This window comes from Collinsella sp. TF06-26, from assembly GCF_002232035.1.
Taxonomy (GTDB): domain Bacteria; phylum Actinomycetota; class Coriobacteriia; order Coriobacteriales; family Coriobacteriaceae; genus Collinsella.
This window is the reverse complement of the sequence record NZ_NKXR01000006.1, coordinates 19,899-44,471: the sequence shown is the minus strand read 5'-3', so window position 1 is coordinate 44,471 and position 24,573 is coordinate 19,899. Positions and strand designations below refer to the sequence as shown.

17 protein-coding genes and 4 tRNA genes are annotated in these 24,573 nt (G+C 58.2%); 20 read left to right on the top strand and 1 reads right to left on the bottom strand.

Annotated elements, in window-relative coordinates; translation table 11 throughout:
- The first annotated feature begins 96 nt into the window (after nt 1-96).
- The 7 genes from serS to CHY22_RS04840 all read left to right on the top strand — a co-directional run bounded on the left by serS (nt 97) and on the right by CHY22_RS04840 (nt 5,750).
- A complete protein-coding gene (serS, locus tag CHY22_RS04870) occupies nt 97-1,380 on the top strand; it encodes a serine--tRNA ligase (protein ID WP_089572671.1) in 1,284 nt (427 codons plus the stop codon).
- Between the two features lie 171 nt (nt 1,381-1,551).
- Nucleotides 1,552-1,929 (top strand): hypothetical protein, encoded by a 378-nt coding sequence (locus CHY22_RS04865; protein WP_089572670.1) that lies wholly within the window; start codon nt 1,552-1,554, stop codon nt 1,927-1,929.
- 77 nt (nt 1,930-2,006) lie between these two features.
- Nucleotides 2,007-2,083 (top strand) — tRNA-Arg (locus tag CHY22_RS04860).
- 354 nt (nt 2,084-2,437) lie between these two features.
- Nucleotides 2,438-2,514 (top strand) — tRNA-Arg (locus CHY22_RS04855).
- Between the two features lie 159 nt (nt 2,515-2,673).
- Nucleotides 2,674-2,750 (top strand) — tRNA-Arg (locus tag CHY22_RS04850).
- Nucleotides 2,751-3,125: 375 nt separating this feature from the next.
- Nucleotides 3,126-5,567: a hypothetical protein gene (locus tag CHY22_RS04845; RefSeq protein ID WP_089572669.1), complete on the top strand. Its 2,442-nt coding sequence runs from the start codon at nt 3,126-3,128 to the stop codon at nt 5,565-5,567.
- A gap of 92 nt (nt 5,568-5,659) precedes the next feature.
- Nucleotides 5,660-5,750, top strand: a tRNA-Ser gene (locus CHY22_RS04840).
- A 320-nt stretch (nt 5,751-6,070) separates the two neighbouring features.
- On the opposite strand, the gene CHY22_RS04835 is transcribed toward CHY22_RS04840, so the two are convergent.
- Nucleotides 6,071-7,411: a D-alanyl-D-alanine carboxypeptidase family protein gene (locus tag CHY22_RS04835; RefSeq protein WP_089572668.1), complete on the bottom strand. Its 1,341-nt coding sequence runs from the start codon at nt 7,409-7,411 to the stop codon at nt 6,071-6,073.
- A gap of 197 nt (nt 7,412-7,608) precedes the next feature.
- On the opposite strand from CHY22_RS04835, the gene CHY22_RS04830 reads away from it, so the two are divergent.
- The 13 genes from CHY22_RS04830 to CHY22_RS04770 all read left to right on the top strand — a co-directional run bounded on the left by CHY22_RS04830 (nt 7,609) and on the right by CHY22_RS04770 (nt 24,566).
- On the top strand, nt 7,609-8,304 hold the full coding sequence (locus CHY22_RS04830; protein ID WP_089572667.1) for a response regulator transcription factor: 696 nt from the start codon (nt 7,609-7,611) through the stop codon (nt 8,302-8,304).
- Between the two features lie 26 nt (nt 8,305-8,330).
- Nucleotides 8,331-9,569 carry an ATP-binding protein gene (locus tag CHY22_RS04825; protein ID WP_089572666.1) on the top strand — a complete coding sequence of 413 codons (1,239 nt, stop codon included), beginning with the start codon at nt 8,331-8,333 and terminating at the stop codon, nt 9,567-9,569.
- Between the two features lie 103 nt (nt 9,570-9,672).
- Entirely contained in the window at nt 9,673-10,548 is an 876-nt protein-coding gene (gene pstB / locus CHY22_RS04820) for a phosphate ABC transporter ATP-binding protein PstB (protein WP_199408744.1), read from the top strand.
- 64 nt (nt 10,549-10,612) lie between these two features.
- A complete protein-coding gene (locus CHY22_RS04815) occupies nt 10,613-11,341 on the top strand; it encodes a response regulator transcription factor (protein WP_089572665.1) in 729 nt (242 codons plus the stop codon).
- A gap of 3 nt (nt 11,342-11,344) precedes the next feature.
- Nucleotides 11,345-12,769: an ATP-binding protein gene (locus tag CHY22_RS04810; RefSeq protein WP_089572664.1), complete on the top strand. Its 1,425-nt coding sequence runs from the start codon at nt 11,345-11,347 to the stop codon at nt 12,767-12,769.
- A gap of 195 nt (nt 12,770-12,964) precedes the next feature.
- Nucleotides 12,965-13,621, top strand: a complete 657-nt coding sequence (locus CHY22_RS04805; RefSeq protein WP_055250503.1) for a Wzz/FepE/Etk N-terminal domain-containing protein — start codon at nt 12,965-12,967, stop codon at nt 13,619-13,621.
- Nucleotides 13,622-13,623: 2 nt separating this feature from the next.
- Entirely contained in the window at nt 13,624-14,361 is a 738-nt protein-coding gene (locus tag CHY22_RS04800) for a CpsD/CapB family tyrosine-protein kinase (RefSeq protein WP_055250501.1), read from the top strand.
- A gap of 17 nt (nt 14,362-14,378) precedes the next feature.
- Nucleotides 14,379-15,029, top strand: a complete 651-nt coding sequence (locus CHY22_RS04795) for a CpsB/CapC family capsule biosynthesis tyrosine phosphatase (protein WP_055250497.1) — start codon at nt 14,379-14,381, stop codon at nt 15,027-15,029.
- A 39-nt stretch (nt 15,030-15,068) separates the two neighbouring features.
- A complete protein-coding gene (locus CHY22_RS04790) occupies nt 15,069-15,572 on the top strand; it encodes a GNAT family N-acetyltransferase (RefSeq protein ID WP_089572663.1) in 504 nt (167 codons plus the stop codon).
- A 202-nt stretch (nt 15,573-15,774) separates the two neighbouring features.
- Nucleotides 15,775-17,799, top strand: a complete 2,025-nt coding sequence (gene htpG, locus CHY22_RS04785) for a molecular chaperone HtpG (RefSeq protein ID WP_089572662.1) — start codon at nt 15,775-15,777, stop codon at nt 17,797-17,799.
- A gap of 513 nt (nt 17,800-18,312) precedes the next feature.
- On the top strand, nt 18,313-21,078 hold the full coding sequence (locus tag CHY22_RS04780) for a YhgE/Pip domain-containing protein (RefSeq protein WP_233502826.1): 2,766 nt from the start codon (nt 18,313-18,315) through the stop codon (nt 21,076-21,078).
- Nucleotides 21,079-23,268 carry a YhgE/Pip domain-containing protein gene (locus CHY22_RS04775; protein WP_089572660.1) on the top strand — a complete coding sequence of 730 codons (2,190 nt, stop codon included), beginning with the start codon at nt 21,079-21,081 and terminating at the stop codon, nt 23,266-23,268. It begins immediately after the preceding gene.
- A 314-nt stretch (nt 23,269-23,582) separates the two neighbouring features.
- Entirely contained in the window at nt 23,583-24,566 is a 984-nt protein-coding gene (locus CHY22_RS04770; RefSeq protein WP_089572659.1) for a DMT family transporter, read from the top strand.
- Nucleotides 24,567-24,573: the final 7 nt, after the last annotated feature.

Here is a 24,573-nt window from a genome sequence, read left to right as displayed (position 1 = left end):
GTAGTTGAGTTGGGTCGTAAACGCTCATAAGTATATACTTGCCCATACATGTACAAGGTTGCAACCTAAATGGAATGTATATCGCCGGAGGATCTAATGCTTGATATCAAGTTTGTTCGCGAGAACCCCGATGCCATCGATGTCGCCATGGCTAACCGCCAGACGTCTTGGGATCGCGAGAAGTTCTTTGAGCTCGACGACGAGCGTCGTGCCGTCATCATCGAGGTTGAGGAACTTCAAGCCACGCGCAATGCCGAGTCCAAGAAGATCGGCGCCCTGATGAAGGAGGGCAAGAAGGACGAGGCCGAGGCCGCCAAGGAGGCCGTGCGCGCCGTCAACGAGAAGATTGACGGTCTGGCCGAGCGCCGCACCGCCCTCGAGCAGGAGCAGTACGACTTCATGGCTCACCTGCCCAACATTCCCTGCGAGGCCACGCCGTACGGCAAGGACGAGGACGAGAACATCGAGCGTCGTCGTTGGGGCACCCCGCGCGAGTTCGACTTCGACTTTAAGCCGCACTGGGATCTGGGCACCGACCTCGACATCCTTGACTTCGAGCGCGGCAACAAGCTCTCCGGCAGCCGCTTCACCGTTCTCGGTGGCGCCGGCGCCCGTCTTGAGCGCGCCCTCATCAACTTCTTCCTCGATACGCACACCAGCCGTGGTTTTAAGGAGTGGTGGCCGCCCATCGTCGTCAAGCGTCAGACCATGTTCGGCACGGGCCAGCTGCCCAAGTTCGAGGACGACGCCTATCACGTCTCGGGCGACAACTTCCTGATCCCCACCGCCGAGGTCGTGCTCACCAACCTGCACGCCGGTGAGGTCCTCGACGCCGATACCCTGCCGCGCCGCTACACCGCCTTCACCCCCTGCTTCCGCGAGGAGGCCGGCTCCGCTGGTCGCGATACCCGCGGCATCATTCGCCAGCACGAGTTCGACAAGGTTGAGATGGTAAAGTTTGCCAAGCCGGAGGAGTCCGACGAGGAGCTCGAGAGCATGACCGCCGAGGCCGAGTTCCTGCTGCAGCAGCTGGGTCTTCCGTATCGCGTGATTAGCCTGTGCACCGGCGACCTGGGCTTCTCCGCCCGTCAGACCTACGACGTCGAGGTCTGGCTGCCGAGCTACAACGCCTACAAGGAGATCAGCTCCTGCTCCAACTGCGGTGACTTCCAGGCCCGTCGCGCCAACATCAAGTATCGTGACCCCGAGAACTTCAAGGGTTCGCGCTATCTGCACACCCTCAACGGTTCCGGTCTGCCGGCTGGCCGTACCATGGCAGCCATTCTGGAGAACTACCAGAACGCTGACGGCACCATCACGATCCCTGAGGTTCTGCGTCCCTACATGGGCGGCCTCGAGAAGATCGAGCCGGTCGCGTAGATTGGCTGCATAAGCGATTTGCTAGGGCACTCCTTTTTGGGGTGCCCTTTTTGTGTGCGGCCATACCATGCTGTGCGGACAGCTCAATAGAAAACACACGAACAACTGTTCTGTATACAGCCATCTACCTGCTATGCTTTTGCTAAATAAGAGCGAGAGAAAGGGGACGCGATGGAGCTGTTTGATGATCTGGTGGTTTTGTTTGAGAGCGACGAGGGCGGGGAGTACCTGCTTGTGACGTGTGAGCCGTCTGGCATGGGTGGCCTGGTGGTTCGACAGACGAGCGAGGGTCCGTTGACCCAATGGTGCTACGAGGAGTCGCCGCATGTGGTTGAGACGTTTGTGGCGCACGAGGGGCTTGTGGCCCTGGAGCATTTCTATGGGGTCCGGACATCTAACCAGGTTGCTCGCATGTTGAGTATCTCGTTTGCCGATTATGATTGTGCCCAGCGGGTGAGATCGCTCCTGAGGGAACTTGATGCTAAGTTTGACGTGATCGAAAAGCCAATCGATCGTACGGGGAACGACGGTATATGCGGAACAGCATGACAAAACTGCGTTCCAAAAAAAAGTTTGAGATTGTGCTTGACTCCAATAAGCTAAAGTGGTTTTATATGTTTTGCGCTGCGGCGTTACCTCAGCTGGATAGAGGGTCTGACTACGAATCAGAACGTCATAGGTTCGAATCCTATACGCCGCACCAATTGAACTTGAAGCCTCCGGCAACGGGGGCTTTTCTTTTTTGGAGACCAGACAGGGATTCGAACCTCGGTCGAGGCGCGAGCGTGAAGCGGACGCGGAGCGTCCGTAGCGAGCGGGCGAGCACGCCGGCAGGCGGGCGAAGCCGGCGCGGATCCGCGGAGCGGATGCGCGGAATCCTATACGCCGCACCAATTGAAATTGAAAGCCTCCGGCAACGGGGGCTTTTCTTTTATGGCAACACCGCATGGATTCGAACCTCGGTCGAGGCACGAACAACTTAATTATCACTCCGTAAAATTTTTTCTAATTGTCGCTTGACCCATCGGGGGCTCGCGTGCATAATAATCCGTGCGTTGCGGCGTTACCTCAGCTGGATAGAGGGTCTGACTACGAATCAGAACGTCATAGGTTCGAATCCTATACGCCGCACCAACTGAACTTTAAAGCCTCCGGTAACGGAGGCTTTTCTTATATCGCGATGCGTCGAAGATCGCGCCAAGCCCTCCAAATGATTAAAAATCAAATTCGATAACTTTTTTTGAAAAAATGCTTGACCATTATTCAGTCCCTGTGCATAATAATCAACAAGTTGCGGCGTTACCTCAGCTGGATAGAGGGTCTGACTACGAATCAGAACGTCATAGGTTCGAATCCTATACGCCGCACCATTTGAGATTAAAGCTCCCGGCAACGGGGGCTTTTCTTTTACGTAAACACCGCATTGATTCGAACCTCGGTCGAGGCGCGGGCGTAAAGAAAACGCGGAGCGTTTTTAGCCCGCGGGCGAGCACGCCGGCAGGCGGCCGCAGCCGGTGCGGATCCGCGCAGCGGATGCGCGGAATCCTATACGCCGCACCATTTGAGATTAAAGCTCCCGGCAACGGGGGCTTTTCTTTTACGTAAACACCGCATGGATTCGAACCTCGGTCGAGGCGCGGGCGTAAAGCGGACGATTTCCTGTCGACTCGTGTAAGATTCCGAGTAGATGTCGCGACTAATTCGCGACCACTCCTTCTTCAAGCGACCGATCAGGGTGATACTTCGTGGCAGAGCGTCCGACATACAAGCTCAGGTTTCTCGATCCCAAAAAGCGCTTTCCGGCGATGCCCGAGCAGCCTGCGGGACGTTCATATGGCGTGGTCTGGAAACTCTTTGGCGAGGATCAGCATGAATCTTGCTATGTCGTCGAATTCGTTGGCAAAAGCCATGTGTCGCTTTTGGGCTACGTAAGCGTTTCGGGCGAGGTGTACAAGGTGGACCGCCCCGTTAGCGAGACTCCGCTGCCCAACGATCCCGACATGGAACTGGTCCTTGACGAGTCGGACTCCGGTATTGGTGAGATTGTGGTTCGGGGAGCCAACGGCACAATGCGCGCGTGCGCGCGAACCGTCGGCTCTCCCGAAGGCCCCATGCGCGAGCAGTCCGACCACGAGACATGGAATTCGACCCGCTCCCTTCCTTACGGCGAGTTCATGGCATCGATGTTCCTGCGCTACGTGATATTCGCTGACTCCGAAAATGCCATTGCGAGCACGGCGGACGCCGGCGGACTCGACGAGGGTATGCAAAATGTTATCGACAAGATCAAGCTCGTAAAGTTGCCCGAGCCGGTCGAGGTGTTTTTGGGCTTTAACACGGCACCGCTCCCTGATGCTATCGAGACGCTGCTTTACCGCGTTGACCATGCCGAGAATCCGAGCGGTATCGAGCGCTATGCCGCTGCCCTTATGAGTGAAATTGACTTGCCCCGCCTGCGCACCATCGCTGCCAAGTCCGAGATGAGCCTGGCTCGCATTGATCGTTCAAAGCTTTTCTATCTCAATTTTGATCGTAGCCTGCTGGACCAGGACGAGATTGACATGCTGCTTGCCATCGAGTGCCGTCTCAACCGTCTCTCCGGCATCCTTGAGCGCATCGGGGCCGGATTGGTCCCTGCGGCATCCTCGCCGAGCCTTGAGGGCTGCGCGCTCTTTGATGCGTGGCATATCGCCAAGACGACCAACGATGTTCCCCGACTGCTCGATACGGCCTCGAGCGATAACCCGTGGGGCAAACCGGGTACGGTGGCTTGCCAGCCGGGCGGTGAGTGGGATGTGCGTACCCGCTTCGCGCGTATTGTCGAGGCACTTAACGTGGTCACGCGGCTCGACTATACCTATCGGGCAAACGTTGCCGAGGGGATCATGCTCGTTCGGTTTGGGCAGTCTGTCGTTGATGCTATGCCACAACGTGAATACGACGCTCAAGATGACGCCTGGCGCGAGTTGGACGAGGACACGCGCGCGATCTGGGCCGCGGAGCACGATGCGCGCGTGGCGCTCACGCTTGCGGCAGCGTGTTTTGCCGCGGGCACCTGCATCACGCGCTGCTATGTGCAGATTGCTGCTCCCGACAGTGAGCAGGGCGAGTGCGTTGTCGCAACGTATTTCTTTGGGCGCGCGGCCTATCTGGCCGATTGCGTGCCTGTCGCCAAGGATCTTGAGAGCATGGACATGGACGATATGCCGTGCAAGCGTGTGCTTGAGGCATATGAGTCAACCGCTCCGGAGACGATTGAACCTGCGGAGGTTCATGCTCGTCCGCGTGATGACCATCGCATGCTGCCGCCGGCGCTGCGCGATCTGCTGCTTGCCGATACGGCTGACGAGCTGGAGGTCATGGAAGAGGACGACGACCCATACGTGGCCCGTGTTGTTGAATTGCGCGAGCAGGCAAAAGTCGACCGTACAGGTGCTTTTGAAGGCTTTTCCCGTCTTGTCGAGGAGTTGGAGGCCAAGTGCGCCGTCGCCGAGCTTTTGGCGACAGGTCCGGTTCAAACGCAGTTTTGCGATAACCAGCTGGTGCGCATGGTGCTACCGGTGTTGGAAGAAGACCGCTCTGTGCGAATCCTTCGTGCGCCCGATGCGCTGTACTTTGCCCAGCACGAGATCTGCAGCTTTTACGCCGAGCAAGAGGACTTTGAACGAGCACTGCCCGAGGTGCGCCATCTTTACGATCTGGCGCGCTCGTCCATGCAGTCGCACTTTGCGCTCATCAACGTGCTTGCGCGTCTGGAGCGCTTTGACGAGATTATCGAGGTGGCGCGCCACGGCCTACGTATTGCCAGCGATCGTTCTGCAATCGGCTACCTGTTCTATCGCTTGGCGTTTGCCTATTGGAATTGCGATCAGCTCGACCTGGCGCTGGCTTGTTACCGTCTGGTGCCGCGCGGCGAGGAGTCGGGCAGCAGCGCGCTGGAAGAAATGCAGGGCCTTATGAACGAGATGGGCGTCAGCGAGCCTCCGACGTTCGAGGAAGCGGTCGAGACCATCCACAAGGCTGGACTAGAGCTGCCGCCAGTGTCCGCCGTGGCGAATCAGCTGGCAGATGCCGCTGTGCAACTGGTCGACAACGGTTTCTTTTTCCTGGCGCGCGGTTGTATCTTCCAAATGTGGCGCACCATGGGCAATGACGAGCTCGGCTCCCTCAACCGCTCGCTGGGGTAGGCGAAGCTTTCAAGAAGGAAAGGCTGCTAGGCAATTAGAAAATTTCCTCTTGCTCATCCTTGGCTGTTTGGTTACTATAGAACGGCTGTTACGGAGAGCTGACCGAGAGGCCGAAGGTGCTCGCCTGCTAAGCGAGTATGCCCCAAAAGGGCATCTGGGGTTCGAATCCCCAGCTCTCCGCCAGTATGACTTGAAAGAAGGGTCCCATTTGGGGCCCTTTTTTGTGCGGAGAAAGGAGGCTGGGGATTCGAACCCGAGAGGGCACGGGCGTTAAGCAAACGCGAAAGCGTTTGTAGCCCGTGGGCGAAAAGCCGCCAGGCTTTGAAGCCGGAGGGCATGCGCAGCATGCCCGGACATCCCCAGCTCTCCGCCAGTAAGACTTTAAAGAAGGGTTCCGATAGGGACCCTTTTTTAGTTGAACCACGTTAACTGCTGATTCGAACCCTCAAAAAAGAGGCATCCTTTCGGACGCCTCCTTTCAGTGGGCTTATTATTCTTGCGCCCTACACCTCAGGAGTCTTGGCTACGGTCTCGCTCTCGGCTGTGAGCGGTCGGTTGTCGATGCGGCGGCCCAGGCGGTCGAGCTTCACGAGCAGCCACTCGATGGGATTGGGCCCCGTTCCTTCCTCGTCGGCAACCAGGTCCATAACGGCGATCTTGGTGCCGTCCTGCTTAAGCGTAACGCTGCCCACCTTGTCGCCAACATGCACCGTGCCCGAAAGGTCATCGTAGCTAACCTTTTCGGTCACTTCGCCGGCGAGTGAGAACACCGTTGCCTGTGCGGCGGGGTCGGCGAGCGTGGCGTCGATCGTCTTGTCCGTCCAATCTGTCTGGCTAATGCGCGCCATGAGCGGGTTGCCGTTGGCGGTCTTCTCCTGCGTGTTGGCGATCGCGACCGTGACCTTGTGGCCGTAGTACCAGTTGGCAAGGGTGGCGGTATCGGTAAAGCGCTGGTCGGTGGTGGTGGAGTTCAAAATAACAGTGTAGATCTCGTCGCCGTCGCGGTTGTAGGCGCTCGTAAAGCAATAGCCCGCGTCGTCGGTGGTGCCGGTCTTGCCACCGATGTTGCCATCTTGGCCCAGCAAATAGTTATGCGTGTCCATGGAATGCGAATGGTCGGTGCCGTCGGCGCCCGTGACCTCGATCCAGGAATCCTCGCTCGCTACGACCTCGCGGATCGTATCGTTTTTCATGGCCTCCTGCATCATCAGCGCTACGTCGTGTGCGGTTGAGTGCATGTCGCCGGCCCACTCATCAAAGTCCAGACCGTGTGGGTTCTCAAAGACCGTGCCGGTGCAGCCGAGCTTTTTGGCGCGCTCGTTCATGGCCTTCACAAAGGTTGCCTCGGCGTCTTTGGTCTTGGGGTCGATCTTTTTGCCCACGTACTCGGCAAGCACGATGGCGGCGTCGTTGCCCGAGGGGATCATCAGGCCGCGTAGTGCCTGCTCCACGGTGAGCTCGTCGCCTTCGAGCAGGCCGGCAGTCGAGTTGCCTACGGTGGCGGCAGCGTTGCTCACCGTGACCTTCTCGTCCATCTTGCAGTTTTCGACGGTCAGGATTGCGGTCATGACCTTGGTGATCGAGGCAATCTTGACCTGCTCATCGGCGCCGCGTCCATAGTAGACGGTGCCGTCCTTGCCCATAACAAGGGCATTGGTTGCCTCGATATCGGGCAGGTTTTCTGTCGTGATGCCGCGGACGTCGGCGGTCTTGCCGCAGACGTCGTCGGTCGTGAGCACTTGGGCGCCGGCAACAGCGGGCGCGCCGGCAACAAGGGCGATGGCGCAGGCAAAGCCGGCGGCAAGCTGGGCGGAGCGTTTTGCAAAAGAGGTGAGGGACTTCACAGATTTCGCTTTCGACGGGATGGTCTCTTCTGGCACTAGAGTATATCGTTTGCCGGCGACGACGATCGTTGCGTGCGCGCATGGCCCGCATTCGTGCTCGAATGGGCGCAAGGGTGCTTAAGGTCGACTTAATCGCCCACGCTTGTTGTGTGTGGCGGGCGCCGCCTCGGGCATAATGGAGCGCGAGAGGAGCACGCATGAACGAGCGCATACTGGTAGTTGATGACGAGAAGGCCATCGCCGACCTGGTTGGTATCTACCTTACAAAAGAGGGCTTTGACGTCCAGATCGCCTACAGCGGGGCCGATGCGGCCAAGGCAATTCTGGAACAAGAGTTTGACCTGGCACTGCTCGATGTCATGCTGCCCGATATCGATGGCTTTGAGCTGCTGCGTACCATCCGTGCCAGCCATACCTATCCCGTAATTATGTTGACGGCACGCGATGCCCAGCAGGATAAGATCGAAGGCCTTTCGCTTGGCGCGGACGATTACGTGGTCAAGCCGTTCCGCCCGCTGGAGCTCATCGCGCGCGTTCATGCTCAGTTGCGTCGCTACACCAGCTACGGTAGCCGCGCGCAGGCGACCGAGTTGCCGACCCTCCAGCTCGACGGCCTCGAGATCAACCGTGACGCTCGCTCCGTGACGGTGGACGGTGCGCCGGTGCGCCTCACGCCCATCGAGTATTCCATCTTGCTGTATCTGGCCGAGCATCGCGGCAGCGTAGTGCCCGTGGAGGACCTGTTCCACGCGGTGTGGAACGAGGACTTTATGCCCGGCTCCAACAATACGGTGATGGTGCACATTCGTCACCTGCGCGAAAAGATTGGTGACGACGCTCAGAAGCCGCGTTTTATCAAAAACGTCTGGGGCGTCGGCTACATCATCGAATAACGCTGTTCGCTTGTGAGGATCTTGATATGACAAAAGACGATAGACAGGCGTTCGAGGTGCCCGATCGGCTCTTTGAATACGTGAGGGCGGTCGTCGATAATCGCGCGCTTGCGACGGTGCTGCTCTTTTTGCTGAGTCTGCTGCTAATCGGCATTGATAACATCGCCGGTATCTTGGCGGTGCTACTCATCGGCTTCTTGCTGATCGGTCGCTTTGAAATCGTGCGTCGTTGCGTGGTAATCGGCGGTGCCGCGTGGGTCATGACGCTGGCGATTGGCACCGTGACACTCGGTGGCATTAAGGGACCGGTGCTGTTCGATGCCGGCTTTGTATTCAACATGCTTGGCTTTGTCCTGGCGCTTGCCGTGTGCGTCTTGTTCTTTTGCGGCCGAGCGCTGTATTACCAAGGCTACGAGCAAGGAGAACAGCATGCCGATCGCGTGCTTGCGGCCCGTATCCAGGACCGCCTGATCGATCATCCTGACGCCTGGGACAACATCGACGGAGACTTCCTGGAGGTCGAGGGTGCGCTCAACCGCGCGCGCGATCGCGAGCGTAAGGTGCAGCAAGCCCTACGCGACGAGTCGCATCGCAAGGACGACTTGGTCACATACTTGGCGCATGACTTGCGCACGCCGCTTGCCAGCGTGGTGGGCTACCTCTCGCTGTTGCAGGAGGCGCCCGACCTGCCGGTTGAGCAGCGCGCACACTTTACGGGCGTGGCGCTCGACAAGGCGCACCGACTCGACGCGCTTATCGAGGAGTTCTTTGATATCACGCGCTTTAACTTCCACGATATTGTGCTCACGCGCGGCTACGTCGACCTGGGATTGCTGCTGGCACAGGTGGCCGATGAGTTTTATCCCATTCTCAACGAGCAGCACAAAGATGTCCAAGTTGATGTGCGCGAGGACCTGACGGTGCTCGTAGATGGCGATAAGATGGCTCGCGTGTTCAACAACATCATGAAAAACGCCATCGCCTATAGCTACGAAGGATCGACCATCACGATTGAGGCTGGGCACCAAGATGACGGTGGAGTGCGAATTCGCTTTATCAATCAGGGTGATCCGATTCCGGCGGCTAAGCTCAAGGTGATCTTTGAGAAGTTCTATCGCCTGGATGCGGCGCGCGCGACCAATCGCGGCGGCGCCGGGCTTGGCCTTGCCATCGCCAAGGAGATCGTTGCGGCGCACAGCGGCACCATTGCGTGCGAATCGACACCCGAGCACACGGTGTTTACCATTGCGCTGCCCGCTGCATAACCAGCGTGCCCTTACAAACACTTGACAATGCGCTCACGTGCGTATGAGCCGCGATTTCTACTATCGATACTGCTGAATTGATATCGATATGGAGGTATGCGGTATGACGGCTGCTGCGGCGATGGAGCCTATGGAGCTTGAGGAACTCATGGAGGCGCAGGCCGAGGCCGCGCACGAGCGCGAAGTTGGGGATGCGACTCGCCCCACGGCGCATGACCTTGCCGTCTCGCCGACGCGCATCGATGTTGAGGGTCTTGACCTGTTTTACGGCGACCATCATGCGCTCAAGGACGTGAACATCAAAATTCGCGACAAGCAGATCACCTCGTTTATCGGGCCTTCGGGCTGCGGAAAGTCGACGCTGCTGCGCTGCTTTAACCGCATGAACGACGGCATCAAGGATTGCCGCATTGAAGGCAAGATTGCACTCGACGGTCAGGATATCCTGGGCGATTACGATATCTGCCGCTTGCGCCAGCGCGTGGGTATGGTGTTCCAACGCCCCAATCCGTTTCCCATGAGCATCTACGACAACGTCGCCTACGGTCCTCGCGGCATGGGAGTGCGCGACCGCGTCGTGCTCGACGAGTTGGTCGAGGACTCCCTGCGCCGCGCTGCCCTGTGGGACGAGGTCAAGGACAAACTGAAGGAGTCGGGCCTGGGTCTTTCGGGCGGCCAGCAGCAGCGTTTGTGCATCGCCCGTGCACTGGCCGTGCAGCCCGACATTCTGCTGATGGACGAGCCGACCTCGGCGCTCGACCCCGTATCGACGCTGGTGGTGGAGCAGCTGGCCTGCGAGCTCAAGGAGACCTGCACGCTGGTGGTCGTTACGCACAATATGCAGCAGGCTGCGCGCATCTCCGACTCGGTCGCGTTCTTTTTGCTGGGCGAGCTGGTGGAGCATGCGCCCGCCGCTCAGCTCTTCAAAAACCCGACCGATCCGCGCACGGCGGATTATTTGACGGGCCGTTTTGGCTGATACCATCTAGTGCAGGTGCCTTTAGGGTTAAGATGCGGTCATATCGGCCGCAAAGGGGTTCAACATGATCTATTACGTCGAGGACGATGACAACATCAGGGATTTGACAGTCTACGCGCTGCGCAAGCAGGGAATCGAGGCCGAGGGCTTTTCGTGTGATGGCGAGTTTAAAGCTGCCGTGGCGCGACGGGTGCCCGATGCTGTGCTGCTCGATATCATGCTGCCCGACACCGATGGCTTGGCGATTATGCGTCGCCTGCGTGCCGATCGCCTGACGGCGACGGTGCCCATCATGATGCTTACCGCCAAGGACACCGAACTCGACAAGGTGATGGCGCTCGATGGCGGTGCCGACGATTACCTGACTAAGCCGTTTTCGCTCATGGAGCTTGCGAGCCGCTGCCGCGCACTGCTGCGTCGCGGCGGCATGGTCAAGCAGGCGAGCGATGTGCTCAGCGTGGGCGACATCGTGCTTTCGCCCAGCCATCGCGAGGTGACCGTTGCCGGCGAGCCGCTTAAGCTCACCCTGCGCGAGTTCGACCTGCTCGAGTACCTCATGCGCAAGCCCGGTGTGGTCTTTACCCGCGAGTCGTTGCTGCAGAGCGTGTGGGGCTGGGACTTCGACGGCGGTTCGCGCACCGTTGACGTGCACGTGCAGACGCTTCGCCAAAAACTGGGCGAGCATGCCAGCGCCATCGAGACCGTGCGCGGCGTGGGCTACCGCTTGGCTGAGCCTTCTGCCGGTGATGGTGCCGAAGGCGACGACACCGCGGCCACCGCATCGGAGGAGTAACCCGTGGTCTTCGCCCCCCAGGGAAAACAAACGCTATCGCACCGCGTTTTTGTGACGATCTTTGTTTGCGCCATGGCGGTTATCGTGGCGTTTACGGTGCTGGGTGCGTTCTTTGTGCAAAACACCTTGGCGGATGCCACGAGTGCCAATCTGGCGCAGGAAACCGAGCTCATTGCTGCCGCCCTCGACGAGCAGCAGGAGCCCGTCCCGTTCTTGCGTAGCCTCGATCGCGAGGACTTACGCATCACGCTGATTAACAAGGATGGATCGGTTGCCTACGACAACGAGGCGTCGCCTTCCACACTGCCCAACCATGGCGATCGCCCCGAGGTCATCGAGGCCTTTGAGAGTGGTTCGGGTTCCGCGGAGCGCGCAAGCTCTACGCTCGACGAGATTATGCTGTATCGCGCCGTCGCCCTTGATAACGGCCAGGTTGTCCGCTTGGCGCAGGCCCAGCCTGGCGTTGCGGCGATTTTGCTGTCGATGGTGGCGCCGATGCTGCTTATCGCAGCAGCGGGTGCGGTACTCTCGTTTTTCATGGCGCGCCGCGAGTCCCGTGCCATCATCGCGCCGTTGCAAGAGGTGGATTTGGACCACCCGCGCCGTAGCTATGAGCACGCCTATGCCGAGATGGTCCCCATGCTTGAGCGTATCGAGTCGCAGCGCCAGGAACTCAAGCGCCAAATGGCGGTGCTAGCGGACAACGACCGTATGCGCCGCGAGTTCACGGCGAATATCACCCATGAGCTCAAGACGCCGCTTACGGCGATTTCGGGCTATGCCGAGCTCATCGCAAATGGCATGGTCGAGGGCGAGGACGACCTGCGCAACTTTGGCGGTCGCATCTATCGTGAGGCGGGCCGCTTGGCAGCGCTTGTCAACGACATCCTTACGCTGTCTAACTTGGACGAGGCCGAACGTGCGACTGAGGGCGAGGCAGTGCCCATTGGGTCCACGGAGCCTATTGAGCTCTCGCGTGCGATCTACGCGGTTGAGCAGCGTCTTGAACAGGTCGCCCGTCAAGCGAATGTGACGATAAGTCATGAGACCAAGCCTGTGGTCATCGAAGGCGTGTCGCGCTTGGTCGACGAGCTCATCTATAATCTGGCAAGCAACGCCATCCGCTACAATCGACCCAGCGGTACGGTTACGCTGCAGTGCGGCACCAACGACGAAGGCCATCCGTTCCTCGCTGTCGCCGACACGGGAATCGGTATCGCGCCTGAAGAACAGGGCAAGGTATTTGAGCGGTTCTATCGCGTGGACAAGAGTAGGTCCAAGGCACGCGGCGGAACCGGCCTGGGGCTTGCCATTGTCAAGCATGCGGCCCTGTATCATCACGCCACGCTCGATCTGTCGAGCGAGTTGGGCGTGGGAACCACCATTACGGTGACGTTTCCCATACAGCAGGACGAGCCATTCGCATAGCGATACAACATAGATATTGATGTAGACGCCGCATTTGACTTTCGGGTGCGGCGTTGTTGTGCAATTTTACGATTGCTTCCGACATTTTTACAGGAGAGCCTGTTTCTTATGTATAGAGTTTGGCCTCGGTAAAAAGATGCGATAACATACGGACAGTTTTGTCAATCCGAACTGGGGAAATGAAAGGCAAGCTGCATGACCCTTCTCGAACTGTTCCAGCTGCTGAAGAAGCACCTCAAGCTGGTCATCACCCTTCCGGTGGTCTGCGCGATCGCCATGGGCATCGTGTCCTTCGTTGCGATGGACAACACCTATACCGCGACGACGAGCATGTACATTCTCGCCAAGACCGACGATAGCGGTCAGATGAGCTACAACGATCTCTCGGCGAGCCAGATGCTTTCCAACGATATCGCCACGCTGCTGGATAGCGATAGCGTTAAGAGCGGCGCCGCCAAAGAACTGGGCCTCACCGATTTGGATGACTACAAGGTGTCTGTTTCCTCCGAGACCACCACGCGTGTCATTACGCTTTCGGTTACCGGCACCGATGCCAAGGAGACGGCTGAGGTCGCAAAGGCCATTGCCAGCTCGGTGAGTACGGTCGCTCAGAACGTCGGCGCTGCCCAGAGCATCAACGTTATCGACGAGGCTAAGACCCCCGAAGCCCCCAGCGGCCCCAAGCGCACGCTGTATATTGCCGTCGCGTTCCTCGCCGGTATCTTTATCGCAGTTGCCTATGTCGTTTTGGCAGACATGCTCAATACCCGCATCCGCGGTGCCGAAGAGGCAGAAGAGCTCCTGGGTATTCCCGTTGTTGGCCGAATTCCGGCTATGAAAGGTGGTAAATAGGCATGGCTAAGGCAAAGAACACCGATAAGCTCGTTGTGCAGAATGCCGCCAAGACCCTTCTGGCCAACATCCGCTTTGCGAGCGTGGACGACCCCATTCGCACCATCACCGTTACCTCCTCGATTCCCAACGAGGGCAAGTCTACGGTTTCCATTAACCTTGCTCAGGCAATCGCCACGAGCGGCAAGTCCGTGCTCCTGGTCGAGGCCGATATGCGCCGCAGGTCCCTTTCCGATATGCTCGGCGTTCGTTCGCGCGGCGGACTCTATGCGGTCCTTTCCGAGCAGATCTCCATTGACCAGGCAATTGTCGAGACGGGTCAGAAGAACTTCTACTTCCTCGATGCCGAGCCGCACATTCCCAATCCTGCCGACATCATCGTCTCCCATCGCTTTGCCAAGCTGGTAAAGGCACTGTCCGCCAAGTTCCAGTACGTCATCTTCGATGCTCCTCCGGTCGGCACCTTCATCGATGCTGCCGAGATTGCCAGCTTGACCGACGGCGCGCTGTTCGTGGTGCGAGAGGACTTTACCAAGCGCGAAGAGGCGCTCAACGCTATCGCCCAGCTTAAGAAGTCCGAGAAGGTCAAGCTCATCGGTACCGTCATGAATTACTGTGAGACCGAGACCAGCGAGTACTACTATTCTTACTACACCAAGGACGGTAAGAAGGTTAAGAAGGGCTCCGACGATCAGGGCACTTCCAAAAAGGGCATCTTCACCAACCGAGCAAACGTTTAGTTGATTAAGGCTGACCTATGCGTGACATTCATTGCCATATCTTGCCGGGTGTAGACGACGGCGCCGCCGATCTCGAAGAGAGCTTGGCGATGCTCGAGGCTGCCAAGCGGGCCGGTGTAACCAGAATCGTTTGCACTCCTCACTGCCGTGATCCCTATTTTGATTACGACAAGATGTGGGATGCCTTTGAGCTGCTGCGCGATAACGCTGACGGTTTTCCGCTCCAGATGGGCTTCGAGGTCAACCATCGAAAGCTCGTTGAGCTTGGTATCGATGCCGCGGATCACTTGCATTTCGATGGGACCAACGAGTTCCTGCTCGAGCTTTCGACGCATGCCGATGCGTATGCGTTTAGAGAGTACGAGAACACGATTTACGATTTGCAGTGCCGTGGCTACCAGGTGATCATCGCTCATCCTGAGCGCTATCGTGCGGTTCAAAAGGATGTAAGCGTGGCGGAGCGCCTGGTCGATATGGGCTGCAAGCTGCAGGCTTCGGCGGACTTTATTGCCGGCGGTCGCTTTGGTCGCGAGAAAAAGCCGGCACAGCGCCTGTTCGATCAGAACCTGTACAGCTTCATCGCGAGCGATGCCCATAACGTGGGTCATTACGACTGCCTGGCGAAGGCTCGCGCGAAGTTTAGCGTGCGCGGAGCTCATTTTCGCTAAAATCTGTCCCTAACGTTCGCATTGAATGAAAGGGCAGCCATGGATATCCAACTTAAGACGGGATGCTTTGATGACGCGGCGTTGGTGCGCCGCGTCGTTTTTATGGACGAGCAGGGCTACGAGAACGAGTTCGACGCTATCGACGAGGATCCGAACTGCATTCATGTGACGCTCTATGTAGACGGCGAGCTTGCCGGTTGCTCGCGCGTGTTTCCCGAAGAGCTTGAGCGCGCGGCTGACGCAGAGGCTCCGGTGTCGCCGGCGTGCGACTTGGACGAAGGCGTCGCGGCGGGGGAGACCTACATTATGGGGCGCTTGGCCGTGCTGCCGAGCATGCGCCGTCGCGGTTTGGCGAGCAAGATTGTCGAGGCCAGTGATACGTGCGCGCGTGATGCCGGCGCCAAGCTCATTAAGCTGCATGCGCAGGAATACGTGCTGCCGCTCTATGCCAAGGCGGGTTACACGCAGATTGCCCCGGTGGACTACGAAGACGAGGGCCAGCCCCATGCTTGGATGGCCAAGCGGGTCGTGGGCGACAGATAGGGACGTTCTTTTTCTGCCGGCAGTTGGGGATACTCCTTGGCAATTGGCGCATCGGAGCGTTTGGACATACAGTTTTTCGATTCCGTATGTATATATGCGCGCTAATGGGTTATAAAATCTAAGTCTGAACATAGCAGGTCTGCGATGCGGCTCGGGCAACCGGGCCGTTTTTGCGGACGGGGGTAGCGCGAAAGGACTGCACATGCGTCAATTTAAGACCGAGAGCAAAAAATTGCTCGACCTCATGATCAACTCCATCTACACCAATAAGGAAATCTTCCTGCGCGAGCTTATCTCTAACGCGAGTGACGCCGTCGACAAGCTCAACTTTAAGAGCCTGCAGGACCCGAGTGTCAAGCTCGACCAGGGCGACCTGGCTATTCGCGTTTCCTTTGATAAAGACGCCCGCACCATTACCATCTCGGATAACGGCATCGGCATGACCGCCGAGGAGCTCGAGCGCAACCTGGGCACCATCGCCCATTCCGGCTCCGAGGAGTTTAAGACCGAGAACGCCGAGCAGCAGGGTTCGGATGTCGACATCATCGGCCAGTTTGGCGTGGGCTTCTACTCTGCTTTTATGGTTGCCAGCCACGTAAAGGTCGTCAGCCGCGCCTATGGCGAGGACACCGCTCACGTGTGGGAGTCTGATGGTCTTGAGGGCTACACCATCGAAGACGGCGAGCGCGCCGAGCACGGCACCGATGTCATCCTGACGCTGCGCGAGAACGAGAAGCTCGACGCCGACGGCGAGGCCGAGACCTACGATCGCTTCCTGACCGAGTGGGGCCTCAAGAGCCTGATTCAGCAGTACAGCAACTATGTGCGCTACCCGATTCAGATGATGGTGAGCAAGAGCCGCCAGAAACCCAAGCCCGAGGACGCCGGCGACGACTACAAGCCCGAGTACGAGGACTACCAGGAGCTCGAGACCATCAACTCCATGACGCCGATTTGGAAAAAGCGCAGCTCCGACGTTGAGCAGAAGGATTACAACGAGTTCTACAAGTCCACGTTCCACGACTTTGACGATCCCGCGCGCACTATCAGCTTCCATGCCGAGGGTACGCTTGAGTACGATGCGCTGCTGTTTGTGCCGGGTCGCGCCCCGTTCGATCTGTACAGCAAGGACTACGAGAAGGGCCTGGCGCTCTACAGTTCCAACGTGCTGATTATGGAGAAGTGCGACGACCTGCTGCCCGACTACTACAACTTTGTGCGCGGTGTCGTGGACTCTGCCGACGTGACGCTCAATATTTCGCGTGAGACGCTGCAACAGAACCGTCAGCTCAAGGCCATTGCCAAGCGTGTCGAGAAGAAGATCACTGCCGATCTTGAGGACATGCGCGATAACGACCGCGAGGCATACGAGAAGTTCTTTGAGAACTTTGGTCGCGGTCTGAAGTACGGCATCTACTCGAGCTACGGCATGAAGGCCGACGAGCTCGCCGACCTGTTGCTGTTCTGGTCTGCCAAGGAGCAGAAGATGATCACCCTTGCCGAGTATGCCAAGGGCATGCCCGAGGGCCAGAAGGCAATCTACTATGCCGCCGGCGATTCGCGCGAGCGTCTGGCCAAGATGCCCGTCGTGAAGGGCGTGCTCGACCGCGGCTACGATGTATTGCTGCTGACGCAGGACGTGGATGAGTTCACCTTCCAGGCCATGCGTGAGTACGTGGCTGCCGATATGCCCAAGGTCTACGAGGATGACGCTGCTCGCGAGGCTGCCGAGAAGGCAGTTGCCGATGGTGCCGAGCCCGAGGTCGAGGATCGTCACCTGGAGCTTAAGAACGTCGCGACCGGCGATCTTGACATGGCGACCGATGACGAGAAGAAGGAGGCCGAGGACGCCACCAAGGAGAACGAGGATCTCTTTAACGCCATGAAGGAGGCGCTCGGCGACAAGGTCGAGAAGGTCGCCGTCTCTGCGCGTCTGACTGACGCTCCCGCCTGCATCACCACCGAGGGTCCGCTTTCGCTCGAGATGGAGAAGGTGCTCCAGAAGGGGCCCGAGGGCGCGCCCGACGGCATGCCCAAGAGCCAGCGCGTTCTCGAGCTCAACGCCAAGCACCCGGTCTTTGACAAGCTTGTCGCTGCCCAGAAGGCAGGTGACGCCGACAAGATCAAGCAGTACTCCGGTCTGCTCTATGACCAGGCTCTGCTGGTCGAGGGTATCCTCCCCGAGGACCCCGTTGCCTTCGCCGCAGCTGTCTGCGAGCTGATGTAGGTGGTTCCGCCGTTCTACCGAACGGCGGACCGGCCGACGCTGCGCGGGCCGCATTTGGACAATCTGACGTTCAACTTCAAGGGCGCGACCAGAAGGTCAGCGCCCTTTCGTTTCACGTCACCTTGTCTCAAATGCGACCCGCTCGCTGGCTTATGCTCAACCTGCGGCGGGGCACTCATTGGGGACGTACTTAAATGAGTGCCCGCAGAATTACTCATTGGGTACTCATTGGGGACAGACTTAAATGAGTAGTCATTAGTCGTTGGGGACGTTCTTGTTTGACTGGTAGTTTAAGAACGCCCCCGATGACTATTCGGATTGCTAATTTGTGCGGGTTGTGGTTTTGTGACCTGCTGAAATTAAAGATACTGTACATCTGTACGTTAACTTATCTTCGTAGTATATTGCTACCCGCAAAACTCAGCACCATTGTGCTTCGAGACGCTAAAGCGCCTACGTACAATGGTTTTTGATAGTACGATTTGATTCAACGACAGGATGGATGGTCCAAGCGTGAGTCTCGGCAGCAAACTATCCAACGCAAAGGTCTCCTTTGCGATATTTAAGCGCGACATTAAGCGACTGCTTATGAACCCCGTCGCCCTGGTGGTTACCTTGGGCGTGTGCGTCATTCCCTCGCTGTATGCCTGGTACAACATCGTTGCCAACTGGGATCCGTACGGAAATACCCAGGGCATTAAAATCGCCATCGCCAACAACGATCAGGGCACCCAGAATGACTTGGTGGGCGAGCTCAATGCAGGCGATAAGGTGGTCGACCAGCTCAAGGAAAACGATCAGCTGGGCTGGACCTTCGTCGACTCGGCTGCCGATGCCAAAGAGGGCGTCGAGAGCGGGGAATACTACGCGGCGATCGTAATCCCCAAGAACTTCTCCGACAATCTTGTCTCGATGCTCGATGGCAATTACCATCAGCCGAAGCTCACCTATTACGTCAATGAGAAGAAGAGCGCCATTGCGCCCAAGGTCACCGATACCGGTGCCAACACCATCGAGGAGCAGATCAACTCGGAGTTTGTCTCCACGGTGGGCGAGACTGTTGCCAGTATCGCCAAGGATGCCGGTGTCGATTTAAAGGACAAGGCAACCCAGACTCAGGACTCGCTGACAAGTTCGGTGTCCGAGGCATCCGACACCTTGGGTGAGGTGCGCGATTCGATTGGCGATATGAATGCCGCCATCGCTAAGACGAGTGGCGCTATCGCCTCGGCTGATGCGGCGCTTGCCGGCTTGCAAGGTCAGGCACCGTCGCTGACGCAGGCAATCTCCCAGGGCAACGACCTGCTGGGCGAGGCTCGCGCCACGGCGGGCAACTCTATCACCTCGCTCTCCAAGGCACTCTCGGAAGGTAGCCTTGCACTCACCAAGACGTCAGCCTCCGCGAACGCTGCGATTGGCAAGCTAACGGGTACGGTCACATCTACGACCACCCGCATCGACAACTCGCTCGAGTCTCTCCAGGCGACGATCGATCACAATAAGGCCGTTATCGGGCACTTGGAGATTCTCGTTAATGACACGTCGACAGGTTCCGAGGAAATTGACGCGCGCATTGTATCGACCATCGATTCGCTTCGCGAGCAAAACCAGAAGCTGCAGAGCATCAAGGATGGCCTTTCTGCACAGTCGAGCGCCATGGCAAACGACGCTACGGCAATCTCGAACGCGAGCAACGCACTCAACGCGGCAATTCAGACCGGTACGGCTAACCTCGGTCAGGCTCAGACCGATCTGGGTCAGAACGCACTTCCGAAGGCTTCGAGCGCGCTTGACTCCTTTGCCGCCGTTTCGGGCGATTTGACCGGCATTGTGTCGGGTATGACCCCCACGATAGCGAGCGCGCGCGGCACGCTGGCGCAGCTTGACGCCACGCTCAAGCAGGCAAAGACCACGCTGTCCCAAACCGACGCCTCCCTTGCCAAGGTTCAGGACAAGCTCGCGACCGCCGCCAATGACATTGCGGCGCTGCAGACCTCTGAGTCTATGGGCGAGTTAGCCGACCTCATGGACGTCGACGTCAATGACGTGGCAGATTTCATGGCATCTCCGGTTGAGCTGACGTCCAAGTCAATCTATCCGGTCAAGAGCTTTGGCTCGGGCATCGCGCCCTTCTACACCAATCTGGCGCTGTGGGTAGGCGGCTATGTGCTCATCGCTATCTATAAACTCGAGGTCGACCGCGAGGGCATCGGTAGCTTTACGGCGCGTCAGGGCTACTTTGGCCGCTGGCTGCTGCTGGTGATCCTGGGTGCGTTGCAGGCCATCATCGTTACGGTGGGAGATCTGGTCATTGGCGTTCAGTGCGTCAATCCGCTGCTCTTTGTACTGGGCGGCATCGCTATTTCGTTCACCTACGTCAACATCATCTATGCGCTGTCCACCACGTTTAAGCATATCGGTAAAGCCATTGGCGTCATCCTCGTCATTGTGCAGATCCCCGGCTCGTCGGGCATGTATCCCATCGAGATGATGCCTGGCTTCTTCCAGTGGCTGCACCCACTGCTGCCCTTCACCTATGGCATCAACCTGCTGCGCGAGACCGTCGGTGGCATGTATTCGTTCAACTACCTGTTCAACCTGTGCATCCTGGGCGTGTTCCTTGCCATCGCACTCTTTATTGGCTTGCAGCTGCGTCCGCTGCTGCTCAACCTCAACCTGCTCTTTGACAAGCAGCTTTCCACGACGGGCCTCATGATCTGCGAGTCCAACGACCTGCCGCGCCAGCGCTATTCGCTGCGCACGGCCATGCGCGTCATGCTCGATTCGGATTCGTACCGTCGCGAGCTGCTCGATCATGCCGTGGCGTTTGAGCATCGCTACCCGTACTACATCAAGGGCGGTTTTGCCGCCGTGGTAGGCGTTCAGGTGTTGCTCTTTGTGCTTTCGACGGTCCTTGACATCGACAACAACGGCAAGATCATCCTGCTGGTTATCTGGATTATCTCGGTCATCGCCATTTGCGGCTGGCTTATCAATATCGAGTACATCCGATCGAGCCTCAACACCCAGATGCGTATCTCAGCGCTTTCGGATGAGGACCTGCGCCGCGAGATGCGCGAGCACACGGCTGCCATTCCTGCCGCCCGCCGCATGTTTGGTCTCAACGCCAGCGAACGTGGCGCCAAGGGCGGCGAGCAGCCCACGGACCGCTTGCCGCATATAGGCTCGCGCCATAAATCTCAGGGCGCTGACAACACAGCCGTAAATGACGGGGATACCGCTCCGCTTGGCAAGCACTCCAAAGGAGGTGAGGCATAAATGAAGAACATCCTGCATCTGTTTAAGCGCGATGTCCAAAACGTGTCTCGCTCCGTAATCGGCCTGGTTGTCGTGATGGGCCTCATTATCGTGCCGTGCCTGTACGCGTGGTTTAACATCGCCGGCAGCTGGGATCCGTACGGCAATACCGGCAATCTTAAGATCGCCGTGGTCAACACCGATGAGGGTTACGAGAGCGATCTGATCCCCGTCGAGGTCAACGTGGGCGAAAACGTGACCGCCACCCTGCGCGGCAACGAGAGCTTCGATTGGGTCGTGCTTAACGATCGCGATAAGGCCATCGATGGCGTCAAGTCGGGCGCGTATTACGCCGCTGTGGTTATCCCCAAAACGTTTAGCGCCGACATGATGACGCTCTTCTCGACCGACGTGAAGCACGCCGATATCGAGTTTTACGAGAATCAGAAGGCCAACGCCATTGCCCAGATCGTAACCGAGAAGGGCTCGAGCGCCGTCCAGAGTCAGGTCAACGAGACCTTTACCGAAACCATTACGACTATCGGCCTTAAGACGGTGTCCAACCTGCTCGACTACATGAGCACCGACCAAGTGAGCAACTTTATCGCCAACCTGTCTTCGACGCTCGGCGATTCGGTCCAGGACCTGCAGGACGTTCAGGCCGGCGCAACGTCGCTTGCGGGCATTTTGAGCTCCACGTCCGATTCGCTGACGTCGGCGAGCGGTATGCTCCAGCAGACAAGCACGGTGGATGAGTCGACCAAGCAGCTGATGGAGCACGCCAAGAGCGGCATGAGCGATTCCAAGGATGCGCTGAAGGCCGCCAACGACGCCATCAACGCCGCGATTGACGGAAGCGCGGGCTCGTTTGACAATGTGTCCGCCGAGCTTGCGAAGGCGTTCGATGCCGCAAATCAGCATGTCGACCTTACAGTGTCTCAGCTCAACGATGCCGCGGCGGCGCTCAATGCGCGTGCCGACGATATCGATGCCACGGCCGACCAGCTCCGTAGTTTTGCCGAGCAGGTGAGTAACGAAAAACTCCAGGAGAGCCTCAAATCTGTGGCAACATCGCTGGGCAGAATCGCGGTGGAGTATCGCAACAACGCCAAGGACCTGACGGCAACCGCAAAGTCCCTTTCTGACAGCATGGCAGAGGTCAACAGCACGCGTGCCGAGGTCGACCAGGCTATCGCCGATGCCAAGGCGGGCATCTCGGGCGCCAAGTCCGACTACGATTCCACGTTCTCGGTTAAGGCCAAGGAGCTTAAGAAGACGGTTTCGGGCATTCTGGACTCGCTGAACAGCATCTCGGGCGATCTGGATGGTGCCGTAGACGGTCTGACCGACGCATCCGGTTCGCTGGCAAAGGGCCTCTCTAAGGCTGCAAAGCTGGTCAACAAGGCCTCCGATCAGCTGGGTGAGGCATCGGACAAGATTAGCGCTTTCAAGGACGAACTCGACGGTGCCCTTATGTCGGACGATCTGGCCACGATCAAGACGATGATCGGCAACGACCCCGAGGGTCTGGCCGCGTCGCTTTCCGGCCCCGTCGCACTCGACCGCAAGCCGGTCTATCCGATTCGAAATGACGGCTCTGCCATGGCGCCGTTCTACACGATTCTGTCGCTCTGGGTCGGCTCGATCGTGCTGGCGGCCATGATGAAGGTGTCGGTCGACGATGAGCTTATCAACGAGCTCATTCCCGTGCGCCTTCACGAGATCTACCTGGGTCGCTACCTGTTCTTTGGTGGTCTGGCCCTGCTGCAGGCAACGCTCGTGTGCGCGGGCGACATCCTGTTCTTTGGCATTCAGTGCGACAACCCACTGCAGTTTGTGCTGGCGGGCTGGGTCGCGAGTCTCGTGTTCTCCAATATCGTCTACACGCTTACGGTGTCGTTTGGCGATATCGGCAAGGCACTCGCCGTTGTGCTGCTGGTCATGCAGGTCGGCGGTTCGGGCGGCACGTTCCCCATCGAGATGACCGGTCCCGTGTTCCAGGCAATCTATCCGTTCCTGCCGTTTACCCATGGCATCAACGCCATGCATGCCGCCATGGCTGGCGCCTACCATATGGAGTACTGGGTTGAGCTGGGCATTCTGGCGAGCTATCTGATTCCGTCGCTGGCCCTGGGTGTGGTCTTCCGCCGTCCGGTCATCAAAGCCAACGACTGGATTATCGAAAAGCTGGAATCCACAAAGCTGATTTAGTGCGGCAGCGTTAACGCTGATGTAGCGCAAATGCGGCTCGCGCAGCATCGGCCGGTCCGCCGTTCGGTAGAACGGCGGAACAAAACTTTTTCACGTCACCTTGCTCGCTTAGGGTCGTTTTCGCTGACATTGCCGGAGCATCGAGGTTTTTCTGTTCGATACTTTAGCGGGCTGGATTGCGATGCCGTGTTGGTTGTTGCTACAGTAGCGGGGCGTGCCGGGGGTCCGGTGCGTCCCGTTTTTATTTGACCATGAGGCGGCACGCAGCCATACGCGTGCGGACACCACGCCCAGTTTGAGTGTGAGGATGTTCCATGGCCCAATACGCTGCCAACGAAATCGAAAACATGCCCGATAGCCCTGTTGCTCGCGAGGACCTGGGCGCGGGCGGCACCTCCCGTGGTGCCGGTGCTCGTTCGCCGTTGTTCTGGAAAGTTCTACTGCTTTCGGTGGCGATTATCTGGGGTTACTCCTTTACCACTATGAAAGACGCGCTCGACACCATTCCGGTGTTCGAACTGCTCTATATTCGTTTTCTTCCCGCAGCGCTGGTCATGCTTGTTATCTTTCGCAAGCGCATCGCCGCCCACCTTAACGCTCGCAATCTGATTGTTGGTCTGAGCATGGGCGCGCTCATGTGGGCAGCCTATGCCTTGCAGACGGTCGGTCTGGCTCAGACCACGGCGGGTAAGAACGCTTTTTTGACAGGCACCTATTGCATTCTGGTCCCGTTCGCGAGCTATTTCCTAAGCGGCGAAAAGCTCACTCGTTACAACTTGGGCGCCGCATTGCTCTGTCTGGCGGGCATTGGCCTGGTGGCGCTCGATAGCGTCGAGTTCAACATCGGTGATGCCATCACGCTGGGCGGTGCGGTTTTCTTTGCCATTCAGATGTCGGTGACGGCCAAGTACGGCCGAAAGATGGACATCAACGTCATCACGTTTTGGATGTTTGTGGGCAATGGCGTCCTGAGCCTTATCTCGTCGCTGTTGTTCGAGACCCAAGCGCCCGCGTCCGTGTGGACGCCGAGCTTTATCGGCGTGATGGCCTTTCTCTCGGTGGGCTGCACGTGCGTGGCGCTGCTCATCCAAAACGTCGGCTTGGCGCACGTCCCGGCTTCGACGGGCTCATTGCTTCTATCGATGGAGTCGCCTTCGGGCGTGTTGTTTTCGGTGCTGCTGATGGGGGAGGCGCTCACCTCGCGCCTGCTCGCCGGCTTCGTGCTTATCTTCCTGTCGATTATCTTGAGCGAGACTCACTTCGATTTTTTGCGTCGAAAGCCGCGCCCGCAATTGTAAACAACTT

What these genes read in the sequence shown, in the direction of transcription:
- CHY22_RS04800 (WP_055250501.1), top strand. Translation starts at nt 13,624, where the DNA reads ATGGCTAAGGCAAAGAACACCGATAAGCTCGTTGTGCAGAATGCCGCC.
- pstB (WP_199408744.1), top strand. Translation starts at nt 9,673, where the DNA reads ATGACGGCTGCTGCGGCGATGGAGCCTATGGAGCTTGAGGAACTCATG.
- CHY22_RS04770 (WP_089572659.1), top strand. Translation starts at nt 23,583, where the DNA reads ATGGCCCAATACGCTGCCAACGAAATCGAAAACATGCCCGATAGCCCT.
- CHY22_RS04825 (WP_089572666.1), top strand. Translation starts at nt 8,331, where the DNA reads ATGACAAAAGACGATAGACAGGCGTTCGAGGTGCCCGATCGGCTCTTT.
- CHY22_RS04865 (WP_089572670.1), top strand. Translation starts at nt 1,552, where the DNA reads ATGGAGCTGTTTGATGATCTGGTGGTTTTGTTTGAGAGCGACGAGGGC.
- CHY22_RS04775 (WP_089572660.1), top strand. Translation starts at nt 21,079, where the DNA reads ATGAAGAACATCCTGCATCTGTTTAAGCGCGATGTCCAAAACGTGTCT.
- CHY22_RS04815 (WP_089572665.1), top strand. Translation starts at nt 10,613, where the DNA reads ATGATCTATTACGTCGAGGACGATGACAACATCAGGGATTTGACAGTC.
- CHY22_RS04830 (WP_089572667.1), top strand. Translation starts at nt 7,609, where the DNA reads ATGAACGAGCGCATACTGGTAGTTGATGACGAGAAGGCCATCGCCGAC.
- CHY22_RS04805 (WP_055250503.1), top strand. Translation starts at nt 12,965, where the DNA reads ATGACCCTTCTCGAACTGTTCCAGCTGCTGAAGAAGCACCTCAAGCTG.
- CHY22_RS04790 (WP_089572663.1), top strand. Translation starts at nt 15,069, where the DNA reads ATGGATATCCAACTTAAGACGGGATGCTTTGATGACGCGGCGTTGGTG.
- serS (WP_089572671.1), top strand. Translation starts at nt 97, where the DNA reads ATGCTTGATATCAAGTTTGTTCGCGAGAACCCCGATGCCATCGATGTC.
- htpG (WP_089572662.1), top strand. Translation starts at nt 15,775, where the DNA reads ATGCGTCAATTTAAGACCGAGAGCAAAAAATTGCTCGACCTCATGATC.
- CHY22_RS04795 (WP_055250497.1), top strand. Translation starts at nt 14,379, where the DNA reads ATGCGTGACATTCATTGCCATATCTTGCCGGGTGTAGACGACGGCGCC.